The sequence below is a fragment of the Streptomyces sp. PCS3-D2 genome, assembly GCF_000612545.2.
Classification (GTDB): domain Bacteria; phylum Actinomycetota; class Actinomycetes; order Streptomycetales; family Streptomycetaceae; genus Streptomyces.
The window spans coordinates 2,604,203-2,618,530 of the sequence record NZ_CP097800.1; the positions used below are offsets into that span (position 1 = coordinate 2,604,203).

General features: G+C 68.7%; 13 protein-coding genes and 1 riboswitch. Of the genes, 6 read left to right on the forward strand and 7 right to left on the reverse strand.

What is annotated here, in order from left to right:
• Positions 1–79: 79 nt before the first annotated feature.
• From AW27_RS10725 to AW27_RS10740, 4 genes are all read right to left on the reverse strand, one after another.
• Positions 80–1,582, reverse strand: coding sequence for a glycoside hydrolase family 3 protein (locus tag AW27_RS10725; protein WP_037919680.1), 1,503 nt, complete (start codon positions 1,580–1,582; stop codon positions 80–82).
• 7 nt (positions 1,583–1,589) lie between these two features.
• Positions 1,590–2,462: a carbohydrate ABC transporter permease gene (locus tag AW27_RS10730; protein ID WP_037919677.1), complete on the reverse strand. Its 873-nt coding sequence runs from the start codon at positions 2,460–2,462 to the stop codon at positions 1,590–1,592.
• Positions 2,459–3,454, reverse strand: coding sequence for a carbohydrate ABC transporter permease (locus AW27_RS10735; protein WP_037919675.1), 996 nt, complete (start codon positions 3,452–3,454; stop codon positions 2,459–2,461). Before AW27_RS10735 ends, AW27_RS10730 begins: the two co-directional genes overlap by 4 nt.
• 75 nt (positions 3,455–3,529) lie before the next feature.
• On the reverse strand, positions 3,530–4,810 hold the full coding sequence (locus tag AW27_RS10740) for an extracellular solute-binding protein (protein ID WP_037919673.1): 1,281 nt from the start codon (positions 4,808–4,810) through the stop codon (positions 3,530–3,532).
• Between the two features lie 289 nt (positions 4,811–5,099).
• Between AW27_RS10740 and AW27_RS10745 the strand changes: the two genes are divergently transcribed.
• Entirely contained in the window at positions 5,100–5,864 is a 765-nt protein-coding gene (locus tag AW27_RS10745; protein WP_037919671.1) for a GntR family transcriptional regulator, read from the forward strand.
• 59 nt (positions 5,865–5,923) lie between these two features.
• Here the strand turns inward: AW27_RS10745 and AW27_RS10750 are convergent, their stop codons facing one another.
• Positions 5,924–6,247 (reverse strand): hypothetical protein, encoded by a 324-nt coding sequence (locus AW27_RS10750; RefSeq protein WP_037919663.1) that lies wholly within the window; start codon positions 6,245–6,247, stop codon positions 5,924–5,926.
• Between the two features lie 12 nt (positions 6,248–6,259).
• Complete coding sequence (locus tag AW27_RS10755; RefSeq protein WP_157840203.1) at positions 6,260–6,583, reverse strand: hypothetical protein; 324 nt, start codon at positions 6,581–6,583, stop codon at positions 6,260–6,262.
• Positions 6,584–6,981: 398 nt separating this feature from the next.
• Between AW27_RS10755 and AW27_RS10760 the strand changes: the two genes are divergently transcribed.
• Positions 6,982–9,180, forward strand: coding sequence for a carbon starvation CstA family protein (locus AW27_RS10760; RefSeq protein ID WP_052030312.1), 2,199 nt, complete (start codon positions 6,982–6,984; stop codon positions 9,178–9,180).
• Entirely contained in the window at positions 9,177–9,374 is a 198-nt protein-coding gene (locus AW27_RS10765) for a CstA-like transporter-associated (seleno)protein (RefSeq protein ID WP_037919658.1), read from the forward strand. Before AW27_RS10760 ends, AW27_RS10765 begins: the two co-directional genes overlap by 4 nt.
• A gap of 47 nt (positions 9,375–9,421) precedes the next feature.
• On the opposite strand, the gene AW27_RS10770 is transcribed toward AW27_RS10765, so the two are convergent.
• On the reverse strand, positions 9,422–10,006 hold the full coding sequence (locus tag AW27_RS10770; RefSeq protein ID WP_037919657.1) for a Uma2 family endonuclease: 585 nt from the start codon (positions 10,004–10,006) through the stop codon (positions 9,422–9,424).
• A 77-nt stretch (positions 10,007–10,083) separates the two neighbouring features.
• Between AW27_RS10770 and AW27_RS10775 the strand changes: the two genes are divergently transcribed.
• The 3 genes from AW27_RS10775 (at position 10,084) to AW27_RS10785 (ending at position 14,293) form a co-directional block, all read left to right on the forward strand.
• Positions 10,084–10,581 carry a GNAT family N-acetyltransferase gene (locus AW27_RS10775; protein ID WP_037919656.1) on the forward strand — a complete coding sequence of 166 codons (498 nt, stop codon included), beginning with the start codon at positions 10,084–10,086 and terminating at the stop codon, positions 10,579–10,581.
• Positions 10,582–10,632: 51 nt separating this feature from the next.
• Positions 10,633–10,754: riboswitch (cobalamin riboswitch) on the forward strand.
• A 135-nt stretch (positions 10,755–10,889) separates the two neighbouring features.
• Complete coding sequence (locus AW27_RS10780) at positions 10,890–13,277, forward strand: ribonucleoside-diphosphate reductase subunit alpha (RefSeq protein ID WP_037919655.1); 2,388 nt, start codon at positions 10,890–10,892, stop codon at positions 13,275–13,277.
• Positions 13,277–14,293 carry a ribonucleotide-diphosphate reductase subunit beta gene (locus tag AW27_RS10785; RefSeq protein ID WP_037919654.1) on the forward strand — a complete coding sequence of 339 codons (1,017 nt, stop codon included), beginning with the start codon at positions 13,277–13,279 and terminating at the stop codon, positions 14,291–14,293. Before AW27_RS10780 ends, AW27_RS10785 begins: the two co-directional genes overlap by 1 nt.
• Positions 14,294–14,328: the final 35 nt, after the last annotated feature.

A 14,328-nucleotide genomic window follows, 5' to 3' on the forward strand; every position in this document is an offset into this window, starting at 1 on the left:
CCGCCCGGTCCTTCCGCGTACGCGGCGGAGCCGGGCACCACCCCTGTGACAAGGTGCCCGGCTCCGGTTCCGCGGCGCGTCACACCCCCGTGACGGCCCCCGCGACGACTTCGGCAGCGGCGCGACCGCACACGCGCGCAGCACCGTGGGTGGCGATGTGCAGGGCCCCGCGCGGTGCGGCGCGCGGCAGCCCCATCTCGACCACCACCGTGCCCGGCCGGGCCTCGACCAGGGCGTCCAGCACCTCGGTCATCCACGGGTGGCGGTGCGCGTCGCGGACCACCGCGACGACGGTGCGCTCCCCCGCCGCCGTCAGGATCTCCCCGGCCGTGGCTCCCTGCGGGTAGAGGTCGGAAGCGGTGCCCGGCAGCAGCTCGGCCAGCTCGGCGGCCAGGCCCCACGGGGTCTCGTCGCCGACGGCGATGTTCGCCACCGGGGTCAGGGTCGCGACGTACGGGCCGGTCGGCGGGGCCGCCGAACCGGTGACGGTGAGGGCCCGGCGGGCGGCGGTCAGGCCGATGCCGGACGCGCGGCTCCCCTCCGGCCGCGCGTCCGGCCCGGCCGCCCGGGTCCATGTGGCGAGCGCGCGGACCCGGGCGGCGGCGTCGGCGAGGCGCTCCTGGGGGAGCGCGCCCTCCCGTACGGCCGCGACGAGCGCGTCGCGCAGCCGCAGGACGGTGGCCTCGTCGGCCAGCCCGCCGCCGACGCAGATGGCGTCGGCACCCGCCGCGATGGCCAGGACCGAGCCGCGCTCGATCCCGTACGTCCCGGCGATGGCGTTCATCTCCATGCCGTCGGTGACGATGAGGCCCTCGTAGCCGAGCTCCTTGCGCAGCAGGCCGGTCAGGATCTGCGGGCTGAGCGTGGCCGGGCGGGTCGGGTCGAGGGCGGGCACCAGGATGTGCGCGCTCATCACGGCCTTCGTCCCGGCCTCGATGGCCGCCCGGAACGGGACGAGTTCGCGTGTGGCGAGGGTGTCGAGGTCCACGTCGATGCGCGGCAGGGCGTGGTGGGAGTCGACGTTGGTGTCGCCGTGGCCGGGGAAGTGCTTGGTGCAGGCGGCGACGCCGGCGGCCTGGAGGCCCTGGACGTAGGCGGCGGTGTGCCGGGCGGCGAGGTGGGTGTCGGCGCCGAAGGACCGTACGCCGATGACCGGGTTGTCCGGGTTGGAGTTGACGTCGGCGGAGGGGGCCCAGTTGAGGTTGACCCCGCACTCGGCGAGGCGGCGGCCCAGCTCGTGGGCGACGTCCCGGGTCAGGCCGGTGTCGTCGACGGCGCCGAGGGCCAGGTTGCCGGGGAAGGACGAGCCGCCCCGGACCTCCAGGCGGGTGACGTCGCCGCCCTCCTCGTCGATGGCCACCAGGACGTCATCGCGTTCGGCGCGCAGCTGCGCGGTCAGCGCGGCGAGCTGCTCGGGCGAGGCGATGTTGCGGCCGAACAGGCCCACCGAGGTGAGGCCTTCGCCGATCCTGCGCAGCAGCCAGGCGGGGGCGTCGGTGCCCTCGAAGCCGGGCTGGAGGACCGCGAGGGCGTCGCGGGTCACCTCGTCGGAGGCGGTGGCGCGGTGCGCAAGGACAGTCATGACGGGGTCATCCCTTCACGGCGCCGGCGGTGAGGCCTGCGGCCATCTTGCGCTGGACGATGAGGAAGAGGACCACGATCGGGACGGCCATCATGGTGGAGCCGGCCATCATCGGGGCGAACTCGGTGCCGTGCTTGGTGGTGAAGTTGCCGAGCCAGACGGTGGCGGTCTGGTTCTGCTGGCTCATCAGCATCAGCGCGTACAGGTATTCGTTCCACGCCTGGATGAAGGCGTAGACCGAGGTGGCGACCATGCCCGGCGCGAGCAGTGGGAAGACGACCCGCAGGAAGGCGCCGGTCGGCGTACAGCCGTCGACCATTGCCGCTTCCTCCAGCTCCTTGGGGATGTTGACGATGAAGCCGCGCAGCGTCCACACGGTGAAGGGGAGGACGAAAGTCAGGTAGGTGATGATCAAGCCTGTGAGCTTGTCGTACTGGCCGAGGTCGTTGAGGAGTAGGAAGACCGGGATGATCATCGCGACGAGCGGAACCATCTGGACGGCGAGGATCCCGACGATCACGACCTTGCGGCCTCGGAAGGCGAAGCGAGAGATGGCCAGGGCAGCCAGCATGCCGACGGCGATGCCGATGACGACCACGACGAGCGAGACGACCAGACTGCGGCCGACCGGGCCCCAGAAGTCGGCGATGTCCAGAGCGCGAGAGAAGTTGGCCAGCGTGAAAGTGTGCGGGAAGAACTGCGGATCGGGGTTGATCGCTTCCTTGGATGGCTTGAAGGCCGTATTGAGCATCCAATAGACCGGGAAGCCGGCGGTGGCGAAAACCAGCAGACCGAGGAGGTTCCAGCCGGACCTGGACTTCCTGCGCTGCGTCACGCCCGCTGCGTGCGGGGGCGTGGTGGGCGCGGTGGTCACGCTCATTCCACCTCTCCGATCTTGAGCATCTGGCGCATGTAGACGGCGACTACCCCAAGCAGCAGCAGGACGGTCACCAGGGCGATCGCGGAGCCGCCCGAGTAGTCGTTGACCACGAAGGCCTGCTGGTACGAGTAAGTGGTCAACAGCTGGAACTCGGCCTCCGGGTTCCCGTTGCGCATTACGAAGACCTGCGGGAAGACGCCCATGTCCCAGATGACGGAGAGGGTCGTCAGCATGACGAGGATCGGCTTCAGGATCGGGAGGGTGACGTGCCTGAACACACCCCAGGCGCCGGCGCCGTCAAGGCGGGCGGCCTCCTCCAGCTCCTTGGGCACCTGGGTGAGGCCTGCGCTGAGGGTGATAACGACGAATGGAACCGCGCCCCAGACCACCAGCAGCATGATCACCGCGAGGCCCTGGGGGCCGCTAGTGAACCAATTGTGGCCGATCATGTCGACGCCGGGGAGCTTGCTTATCAGGTAGTTGAGGACGCCGTAGTCGGCGTCGAAGAGCCACTTGAAGACGGCGGTGGCGACGATGATGGGCATGCCCCAGCTGGCCACGAGGGCGACGCTGATGAGTGCCTTGACCCAGCCGGAGACCTTCTGCAGGAGCAACGCGATGAGCATGCCGATCACCATCGTCGCGGCGACCGCGCCCACCGCGAAGATCACCGTACGCAGGGCGACGGCCCAGAACTCCCCGTCGCCGAGGATCTTGGCGAAGTTCTCGAAGCCGACGAACTCGGGCTCCTTGAAGCCCCAGAGCTCGGACTTGCCGAAGCTCTGGAAGGACAGGGACACCAGCCGGTAGAGCGGGTACCCCATGACGAGGGCGATGACCAACAGGCACGGGGCCAGCAGCAGCCAGGGGGTGGCGCCGGGGCCCTTGCGGCCGGGCAGGCCCGGTGCGGCCGGGCTGCCCGGCTCCGCTCCGCTGGGGGTCTTCTGCTTCGCCGATGGCAGGTCGGCGGTGGTTGTCTGTGCGGCACTCATCGCGCGCTCCTCGGTGGTCCCTCTCTTGACGGGCAGCAGGGCCCCGCCGTTGCGGCGGGGCCCTGCCCACTCAGGTCACTTGGTGTTGATGACCTTGTCGATCTCGGCGTCGGCGGCCTTGGCCGCCTCCTCGACCGACTTGTTGCCAGTGCCGATGTCGCGCAGCATGGTCTGGAGGAGCTTGGCCTTTTCGATCTGGCCCCAGCCGGACGCCGTCGGGACGAACCAGGAGGACTCGGCGGCGGTTGCCGCGACCTGCGTCTCCGGATCGGCCTTCAGCGGGCCAAGATCAGTCTTGTTGTTCGGCAGGTTCCCCTTCTCGATCAGACCCTTCTGCCCCTGGGCGCCGGTGAAGACGTTGATCCACTCAGCGGCGACGTCCTTGGACTTGGACTTGGCCGGGATGGCCAGGTCCGAACCGCCCAGAAAGACGGGGAGGTTCTTCCCACTCGGACCGGGCTGGACGAAGTTCTCCAGCTTGTCCTTCAGGCCGCCGACCTTGTCGTTCTCCGGGGTGGCGGCGGTAGCCCCCTCCCAGGCGGCGGCGAAGATCGCTGCGGAATTGCCCTGCCCGAAGACGACTGGACGATCGGACTCGTCCTTCGTCTTGTCTGCGTGCATGTACTTGTCGAGGAGTTCCTTGTACTGCTGGAGCCCCTTCAGCGACTCAGGGGAGGACAGGTTGCCCTTCCACTTGCCGCCATCCTTCTTGGCGATGCTGCCGCCCGCCTCATAGACGAAGGACATCGCGGCGTACCAGTCCGGGGAGGGCTGGTAGAGGGCGCTGAACTTGTCACCCTTCGCCGCCTGGATCTTGTCCAGAGCAGCGGTGTACTCGGCCCAGGTCTTCGGGGCGGCGGTTACGCCGGCCTCGGCGGCGATGTCCTTGCGCCAGGTGCCGACGCGGCCACCGGCGTAGTAGGGGACGCCGTAGGTCTTGCCGTCGTAGGTCACGGAGTCCTTGAGGGCGTCAAGCCAGGCACCGGAGTTCTCGAACTTCGCCGGGTCGACCTCGGCGAAGGCGCCAGTCGACATGTATCCGATCATCTCGGAGTTGCCCATCTCGACGACGTCGGGGGCCTTGTCCGTGGCGAGCACGGCATCCAGCTTGGCGTTCTTGTCAGGCCAGCCGTAGTACTCGTGCTTGATGGTGAGACCCGGGTACTTAGCGACGATCGCATCGTCGGCGGCCTTTACGAGCTCGGGCCAGTTCTTCTGCGCGTCGACCGTCAGCCAGACGGTGAGCTCCTTGGCGTCGGAGGCCTTGTCGCCGCCCTTACTGTCGGAATCACCGCATGCCGCGAGGCCGATAACCATGCCCGCGACTCCAACCGCCGCGATGAGCTTGCGCTTCACGCCACCCTCCTCAGGGATGCCTGCCTGCACTTCCCTTGCCCGCTGCGGTGACATACGCGAAGTACTGCCGTGGGGCTGGGATCTGATCCATATTGGTGTAGACCAGTAGCTGGAGCTTGGCCTAGACCTTTGGGAGTGTCAAGGGTCTAATGAGCAGGCGTCCGGTCCGTTACCGGACCGACACCTGGGGGAAGAGGAGGCCCATCCCCCCTTACGTGTCACGATGTGACCGCACATATCGGAGGAGCCGGTGACGGCAGCGAAACTGGAGTCGGGAAGGCGGGCGGCGATGGCCACCGAAGGGGCACTCACAGAGCCGGACGGCGGGGCAGCCACTCGCACGGCCCGGGTACCCAAGTACTACCGACTCAAGCGGCACTTGCTCGACATGACCGAAACCATGCCGCCCGGGACGCCGGTACCGCCGGAGCGCACACTCGCGGCCGAGTTCGACACGTCCCGGACCACCGTCCGCCAAGCCCTCCAGGAGCTGGTCGTGGAGGGACGCCTGGAGCGGATCCAGGGCAAAGGCACCTTCGTCGCCAAGCCGAAGGTCTCCCAGGCGCTGCAACTGACCTCCTACACAGAGGACATGCGGGCCCAAGGCCTGGAGCCGACCTCGCAACTCCTAGACATCGGCTATGTGACCGCCGACGACACCCTCGCCGGCCTGCTGGAGATCACCCCCGGGGGACGCGTCCTGCGGATCGAACGACTGCGCCTGGCGAGCGGCGAGCCCATGGCGATCGAGACCACGCACCTTTCGGCCAAGCGCTTCCCCGCGCTGCGCCGCTCGCTCGCCAAGTACACCTCCCTCTACACCGCCCTGGCCGAGGTGTACGACGTCCACCTGGCGGAGGCCGAGGAGACGATCGAGACCTCCCTTGCCACCCCGAGGGAGGCAGGCCTACTGGGCACGGACGTCGGCCTGCCCATGCTCATGCTCTCGCGCCACTCGATCGACCGGGAGGGCAGACCTGTCGAATGGGTCCGCTCCGTCTACCGGGGCGATCGGTACAAGTTTGTCGCCCGACTCAAGCGTCCCGCCGATTGACGGGTGAAATACTCACGAAAGGGCCGCCGATTATTCGGCGGCCCTTTCGCAAACCAAAATCAATACTGCAGCTCCACATCCACGAAACCAGAGATACCGGCCGCACCATTACCGGAGCAGCTGGCGGTGGACCAGCCACTTCTGACGTACGGCCCCGTCACATCGAACCTCCGACCCGAGTTGCTGACGCATTCGACCACGACCCGGTAGCCGTTGTACCCGCCCAGATTGATGCACGAGGCTCGGCCCGTGTACCCACTCACCTTCTCCTTCACGCAACTCGCCGTCGAGGTGCCCGCGAAGGCGGTGCCACTCGCAAGCGGCAGAGACAGCAGACCTGCGGCCAACACCCCAGCGAGTGCGAGGCTCTTGAACTTCACCATGTCACCGCCTCCCTACTTCTGAACTTCGAAATCAACCCGGAGGATGCGAGAGCCGCACGTCGCCCTCGAGGTCGTCCCCTCTCCGACGTACACCCAGCTGCCATACCGCGTGAACGTGCCAGCATTGTTGCCCATCAAACAGGTCGCCTTGACCCGATACCTGGAGTGCACCGCACTCGGGTCGTCATTGGCCATGCAGTGCGCCACGGCCTCGCTGCCGACAATTTCGGTGGTACAGCGGATTCCGGCGGAGGCCACCGGAGCCGCCACCACGACCACCGCCCCGGCCATAACGCCCGCCGAGGCAAACATGGCTGCCGCCTTGCGAAGAACCACTCCCACTCCCCTATTCGAACACCCGCAGGGGTTTCCCTGCAGCGAGGCCAACATAGCAACGCCCAGAGGAGCAGGCGATGGTATAGACCTTTATTGAGGAAAAATTGAGGTTTGACAAAAAGAAGGAACCTCGAATTCCGGAACAATGAAATCTGCCCAATTCCAGCCAAGCGGTGGCGGATTCAAGTCACCCGAACGCCGCAGTCGAAGCGTCGACGCCGGAGAACCGAGCCCGAGGCACGGACGCGGCACCACAACCGCAGCCCACCCCGGCTACCCGCCAACCCCGTTCGAGCGAACGGACGTTGCCGTACCGATATGCGGACAGGGGTGACGCGGGGCGCGGTACTCACCTACATTCCTTGCCCATCACAGGTGATCAGCAAGGGGGTAATTCCATGCCGGAGCCGTCCGCACCAACCGAATCGGGCCAGAGGAAAGCGACGCCGCAGAACATCGCCGCCTGGGTGGCCGTGGCCCTCGTCGGCGCCATCGGCTGGGGCGTGCTGGCGCTCTCGCGCGGCGAGGAGGTCTCCGCGGCCTGGCTGCTGGCCGCCGCGCTGGGCTCGTACGCCATCGCCTACCGCTTCTACGCCCGCTTCATCGCGCACCGCGTACTGAAGGTCGACGCGACCCGGGCCACCCCGGCCGAACGCCTCGACAACGGTGTCGACTTCCACCCCACCGACCGACGGGTGCTCTTCGGCCACCACTTCGCCGCCGTCGCCGGCGCCGGCCCGCTCGTCGGTCCCGTGCTCGCCGCGCAGATGGGCTACCTGCCCGGGACCATCTGGATCGTCGCCGGCGTGATCTTCGCCGGTGCCGTCCAGGACATGGTGACGCTGTTCTTCTCGACCCGCCGCAACGGCCGTTCGCTCGGCCAGATGGCGCGGGACGAGATCGGCCCCGTGGGCGGGGCCGCCGCCCTCGTCGCGGTGTTCGCCATCATGATCATCCTGCTGGCGGTGCTGGCCCTGGTCATCGTCAACGCCCTGGCGCACTCGCCCTGGGGCGTCTTCTCCATCGGCATGACCATCCCGATCGCCGTCTTCATGGGCTTCTACCTGCGTGTCCTGCGGCCGGGCCGGGTCACCGAGGTGTCCCTCATCGGGGTGGCCCTGCTGCTGCTCGCCATCGTCGCGGGCGGCTGGGTCGCCGAGTCCTCCTTCGCCGGGACCTTCACCCTGGAGAAGGAGACGCTCGTCATCTGGATGGTGGTGTACGGCTTCCTGGCCTCGGTGCTGCCGGTGTGGATGCTGCTCGCGCCCCGCGACTACCTCTCCACCTTCATGAAGGTCGGCACCATCGCACTCCTCGCGATCGGCGTGGTCATCGCGATGCCGACGCTGAAGATGCCCTCGATCACCGACTTCGCGGCCCGCGGCGACGGCCCGGTCTTCGCCGGGTCGATGTTCCCGTTCGTCTTCATCACCATCGCGTGCGGTGCCCTGTCGGGCTTCCACGCCCTGGTCTCCTCGGGCACCACGCCGAAGATGATCCAGAAGGAGACCCAGGTCCGCATGATCGGCTACGGCGCCATGCTGACCGAGTCGTTCGTCGCGGTCATGGCGATCATCACGGCCTGCATCATCGAGCCGGGCCTGTTCTTCGCGGTCAACTCCCCCGGCGGAATCATCGGCACCACCGTCGAGTCGGCCTCGCAGGCGGTGACGGACTTCGGATTCGCCATCTCGCCCGAAGCGCTCACCCAGGCCGCCAAGGACGTCGAGGAAGCCAGCCTGCTGTCGCGGACGGGAGGCGCACCGACCTTCGCACTCGGAATGTCGGAGATCTTCTCCTCCGTCTTCGGCGGCGCCGGGATGAAGGCCTTCTGGTACCACTTCGCGATCATGTTCGAGGCCCTCTTCATCCTGACGACGCTCGACGCGGGCACCCGCGTGGGCCGGTTCATGCTCCAGGACACCCTCGGCAACGTCCACAAGTCCTTCAGGGACGTCAGCTGGAAGCCCGGAGTGTGGTTCGCGAGCGCGATCGTGGTCGGCGCGTGGGGCTACTTCCTCTGGGTCGGCATCAAGGACCCGCTGGGCGGCATCAACCAGCTCTTCCCCCTCTTCGGCATCGCCAACCAGCTGCTCGCCGCGGTCGCGCTGGCCGTCTGCACCACGCTGCTGGTCAAGTCCGGGCGGTTGAAGTGGGCCTGGGTGACGGGCGTACCGCTGGTCTGGGACGCCACGGTGACCCTCACCGCCAGCTACCAGAAGGTGTTCTCCGAGGACGTGAAGGTCGGCTTCTTCGCCCAGCGCGACAAGTACCAGGCGGGCATCGACGCCGACAAGGTGCTGGCCCCGGCGAAGAACATGGACGACATGCACACGATCGTCACCAACGCCACGGTCGACGGCGTGCTGTGCGCACTCTTCGCGGCCCTGATCGTCGTGGTCCTCGCGGACGCGCTGCGGACCTGCGTCAGGGCCGTCCGCGACCCGGGATCGGTGACGCTCTCCGAGGTCCCGTGGACCGAGTCGAGGATCGTCGCCCCGGCCGGCCTGATCGCCACCGCCGAGGAGCGGGCCCAGCTCGCCGCCGCGGCGGACCGCGACGCGGGCGGCGGGCAGGTCAAGGAGCCGGTGGCGTGAGCGGCGTACGCGGCGTGCTGGCCAGGGCGCGGTTCTACGTACGGGAGTTCTCCGGGGAGGCCGCCTACGACCGGTACGTGGCCCACGCCCGCTCGCACGATCCGGAGGCGGAGGTCCTCACCCGCCGCGCCTTCGAACGCGCCCGCACGGACGCCCGCGAGGCGGACCCCCGCGAGGGCTTCCGCTGCTGCTGACACAGGTGGAGGGCCCCGTCGCGTCCGGCGGGGCCTTCCGGCGTTCCTCAGCGCACCCAGTCCTTGAGGACCTCGGTCCGGAGGGTGACGTCGACCGGATCGGGGAGTTCAACGTCGTTCCCGAACTCCACCGTACGGGTGTTCGCATACCTGCGGCCGTCCGGTTCACTGAACACGGTCACGTCGCACGCGTCCCGGTCGATGAGCAGGTATACGGGGATGCCCGTCTGGGCGTAGGCGAGGGGCTTCTCGACGCGGTCACGCCGGTCCGTGTCGGTGTCGTACGAGGTGACCTCTACGACCATCAGGACCGGAGCGGGGTCGGCCCACTCACCCTGGCCGACAAACGCGTCATCGACCGCGAGAGCGACATCGGGACGGGCGCGACCCGGGCGGTAGTCCCCCACAGCCAACCCCCGCTCCACGTGAAGCCACAGCTCGGGCCGGTGCTGCATGCAGATGCGTGCGAGCCACAGAACGATGCGGTCGTGATCTCCGTCCGGCGCTGCCTTGCTCCTGATGACCCCGTCGATGAACTCCAGCCGCAGACCTTCCACCTCTCTGGCGGCTATGTGCGCGACAGCCTCGAAGTCCTCGGTCGGCATGTGGGGCCTGTCGGTCATCACGGGCATGCCTCGCTCACCTTCCTCGAAGGTGCCGCCTCCGACGATAGCGCCGCCCGCCGGAGGCGTCCTGCACACTCGACCGCATGGACATGGTGATCAGAACGGCGGTGCCCGCCGACTACGAGACGCTGGGCGAGATCACGGCGCAGGCCTACCTCGCCGACGGGCACCTGGACTTCAACGAGGACGACCCGTACCTGCACGTGCTGCGCGACGTGGCCGGGCGGGCCGCCCGGGCCGAGGTGCTCGTCGCCGAGCACGACGGGCGGGTGCTCGGCGGGGTGACCTTCGCCGCACCCGGCAGCCCGCTCGCCGATATCGCCGGCCCCGACGAGGCCGAGTTCCGGATGCTCGCGGTGGCCCACGCGGCCCGCGGCCGGGGCGTCGGCGAGGCCCTGGTGCGGGCTTGCGTCGAGCGGGCGCGGGCGATCGAGGGCGTCACGGGCCTCGTGCTCTCCACCCAGCACAGCATGGCCGGGGCGCACCGGATCTACGTACGACTGGGCTTCGAGCGCACTCCGGAGCGGGACTGGGCGCCCATCGAGGGCCTGAAACTCCTGACGTACCGACTCAAGCTGTAGCCACGCCGACACTACATGTTGGGGGTGCCACACAAGGGCGCCCCCACATGTATGCTCATGCCTGCTGTCGCCGCAGGGGAATCCGGTGGGAATCCGGAACTGTCCCGCAACGGTATGAAGTGTCCGACATCCGGACGCCAAGTCCGATGACCTGCCGTCAGCGCGCCCGGATCGACCGACCCGGGTGCCGACACGTCCGGGCCTCGCGGTTGGGCCGGTGGACGCCATGCGGTGTGCCCTCCTGCCACGCCCGCATGCGCCCGCGCCCGCCCGCCGACGACCGGGCCGAGCGAGGGAGAGCTCCCGCCGTGACCATCGCGCCTTCCGCACCGCGCGCCGAGTCCGTTTCTGGCGACAACACCGAGGGCCCGGGGGCCACGCTGCTGCGTACCCTCACCGAACTTACGGCGGACCTTCCCGACACCGACCCCGGCCGCGTCGCGGCCGCAGCGCTCCGCGGCCGCAGCTCCGCCGCCGACGAGGCCGAACTGCGCGCTCTGGCCACCGAGTCCGCGGCCGGCCTCATCTCCGAGGACCCCGCCTACTCCAGGCTCGCCGCCCGCCTGCTGACGCTGGCCGTGCGCGAGGAGGCCGCGAGCCAGGGCTCCACCTCCTTCTCCGCCTCGGTCGAGGTCGGCCACCGCGAGGGCCTCATCGCCGACCGCACCGCCGAGTTCGTGCGCACGCACGCGAGCCGCCTCGACGCGCTGGTCGAGCACACGCTCGCCGAGGGCGCCGACGACCGCTTCGGCTTCTTCGGCCTGCGCACTCTGCACAGCCGCTACCTGCTGCGCCACCCGATCACCCGTCAGGTCATCGAGACCCCGCAGTACTTCATGCTGCGCGTGGCGTGCGGTCTCGCCGCGGACGAGAGCGTCCAGGCCGTCGAGGAAGTGGCCTCGCTGTACCGGCTGATGAGCCGTCTCGACTACCTGCCCTCCTCCCCCACGCTCTTCAACTCCGGTACCCGGCACCCGCAGATGTCCTCCTGCTACCTGCTGGACTCGCCGCTGGACGAGCTCGACTCGATCTACGACCGCTACCACCAGGTCGCGCGCCTGTCGAAGCACGCGGGCGGCATCGGCCTGTCGTACTCCCGCATCCGCGCGCGCGGTTCGCTGATCCGCGGCACCAACGGCCACTCCAACGGCATCGTGCCGTTCCTGAAGACCCTCGACGCCTCCGTCGCCGCCGTGAACCAGGGCGGCCGCCGCAAGGGTGCCGCCGCGGTCTACCTGGAGACCTGGCACGCGGACATCGAGGAGTTCCTGGAGCTCCGCGACAACACCGGTGAGGACCAGCGCCGCACCCACAACCTCAACCTCGCGCACTGGGTGCCGGACGAGTTCATGCGCCGCGTGAACGCCGACGCCGAGTGGTCGCTGTTCTCCCCGGCCGACGTGCCCGAGCTGGTCGACCTGTGGGGCGACGAGTTCGACGCCGCCTACCGCAAGGCCGAGGCCGACGGCCTGGCCCGCAAGACCATGCCCGCCCGCGACCTGTACGGCCGGATGATGCGCACCCTCGCGCAGACCGGCCAGGGCTGGATGACCTTCAAGGACGCCTCCAACCGCACGGCGAACCAGACCGCCGAACCGGGCACGGTCGTGCACTCCTCGAACCTTTGCACCGAGATCATCGAGGTCACCAACGACGGCGAGACGGCCGTCTGCAACCTCGGCTCGGTCAACCTGGGCGCCTTCGTGCTCCCGGAGACGGGCGAGATCGACTGGGAGCGCCTGGACGAGACCGTCCGCACCGCGGTGACCTTCCTCGACCGCGTGGTGGACATCAACTTCTACCCGACCGAGCAGGCCGGCCGCTCCAACGCCCGCTGGCGCCCGGTGGGCCTGGGCGCGATGGGCCTCCAGGACGTCTTCTTCAAGCTGAAGCTGCCCTTCGACTCCCCCGAGGCGAAGGCCCTGTCGACCAAGCTCTCCGAGCGCATCATGCTGGCCGCGTACGAGGCCTCCAGTGACCTCGCCGAGCGCAGCGGCCCGCTGCCGGCCTGGGAGCAGACCCGCACCGCCCGCGGTGTCCTGCACCCGGACCACTACGACGTCGAGCTGAACTGGCCGGAGCGCTGGGACGCGCTGCGCGCCCGCGTCGCCACGACGGGCCTGCGCAACTCCCTGCTCCTGGCGATCGCCCCGACGGCCACGATCGCCTCGATCGCCGGCGTGTACGAGTGCATCGAGCCGCAGGTCTCCAACCTGTTCAAGCGCGAGACCCTGTCGGGCGAGTTCCTCCAGGTGAACGGCTACCTGGTGGAGGAACTGAAGAAGCTCGGCGTGTGGGACTCCCAGACCCGCGAGGCGCTGCGCGAATCCTCCGGCTCGGTCCAGGGCTTCGGCTGGATCCCGGCCGAGGTGCGCGAGCTGTACCGCACGGCGTGGGAGATCCCGCAGCGCGGCCTGATCGACATGGCGGCGGCCCGTACGCCGTTCCTGGACCAGTCGCAGTCGCTGAACCTGTTCCTGGAGACGCCCACCATCGGCAAGCTCAGCTCGATGTACGCGTACGCCTGGAAGCAGGGCCTGAAGACCACGTACTACCTGCGTTCGCGCCCGGCGACGAAGATCGCCCGCGCCGCGCAGGCCGCCACCGCCGCCCCGGTGGCCCTCCCGCAGGCCGTCGACGCCGACGCCCTGGCCTGCTCCCTTGAGAACCCCGAGTCCTGCGAGGCCTGCCAGTAATGAGCTCCACCGACCACAAGAACCTCCTGGACCCGGGCTTCGAGCTCACGCTGCGCCCGATGCGCTACCCGGACTTCTACGAGCGCTACCGGGACGCGATCAAGAACACCTGGACGGTGGAGGAGGTCGACCTCCACTCGGACGTGGCGGACCTCGCCAAGCTGACGCCCGCCGAGCAGCACATGATCGGCCGTCTGGTCGCGTTCTTCGCGACGGGCGACTCGATCGTCGCGAACAACCTCGTGCTGACGCTGTACAAGCACATCAACTCCCCGGAGGCGCGCCTGTACCTGTCGCGCCAGCTGTTCGAGGAGGCCGTGCACGTCCAGTTCTATCTGACGCTGCTCGACACCTACCTGCCCGACCCGGAGGACCGCGCGGCGGCCTTCGACGCGGTGGAGAACATCCCGTCCATCCGTGAGAAGGCCCAGTTCTGCTTCCGGTGGATGGACTCGGTCGAGAAGATCGACCGGCTGGAGACGCAGGCCGACCGCCGCCGCTTCCTGCTGAACCTGATCTGCTTCGCGGCGTGCATCGAGGGCCTGTTCTTCTACGGCGCCTTCGCGTACGTGTACTGGTTCCGCTCGCGCGGCCTGCTGCACGGCCTGGCCACCGGCACCAACTGGGTGTTCCGTGACGAGACCATGCACATGAACTTCGCCTTCGAGGTCGTGGACACGGTCCGCAAGGAGGAGCCCGAGCTCTTCGACGACGCGCTCCAGCAGCAGGTCACCGACATGCTGAAGGAGGCCGTGGAGGCGGAGCTGCAGTTCGGCCGCGACCTGTGCGGCGACGGCCTGCCGGGCATGAACACCGAGTCGATGCGCGAGTACCTGGAGTGCGTCGCGGACCAGCGCCTGGTCCGGCTCGGCTTCCCGCCGGTGTACGGCTCGCAGAACCCGTTCTCCTTCATGGAGCTGCAGGGCGTCCAGGAGCTGACGAACTTCTTCGAGCGCCGCCCGTCGGCCTACCAGGTCGCAGTCGAGGGCACGGTGGACCTGGACGAGGACTTCTAGGGTCCGGGAGTTCGACGCCCACAGGGCTCGTGGGG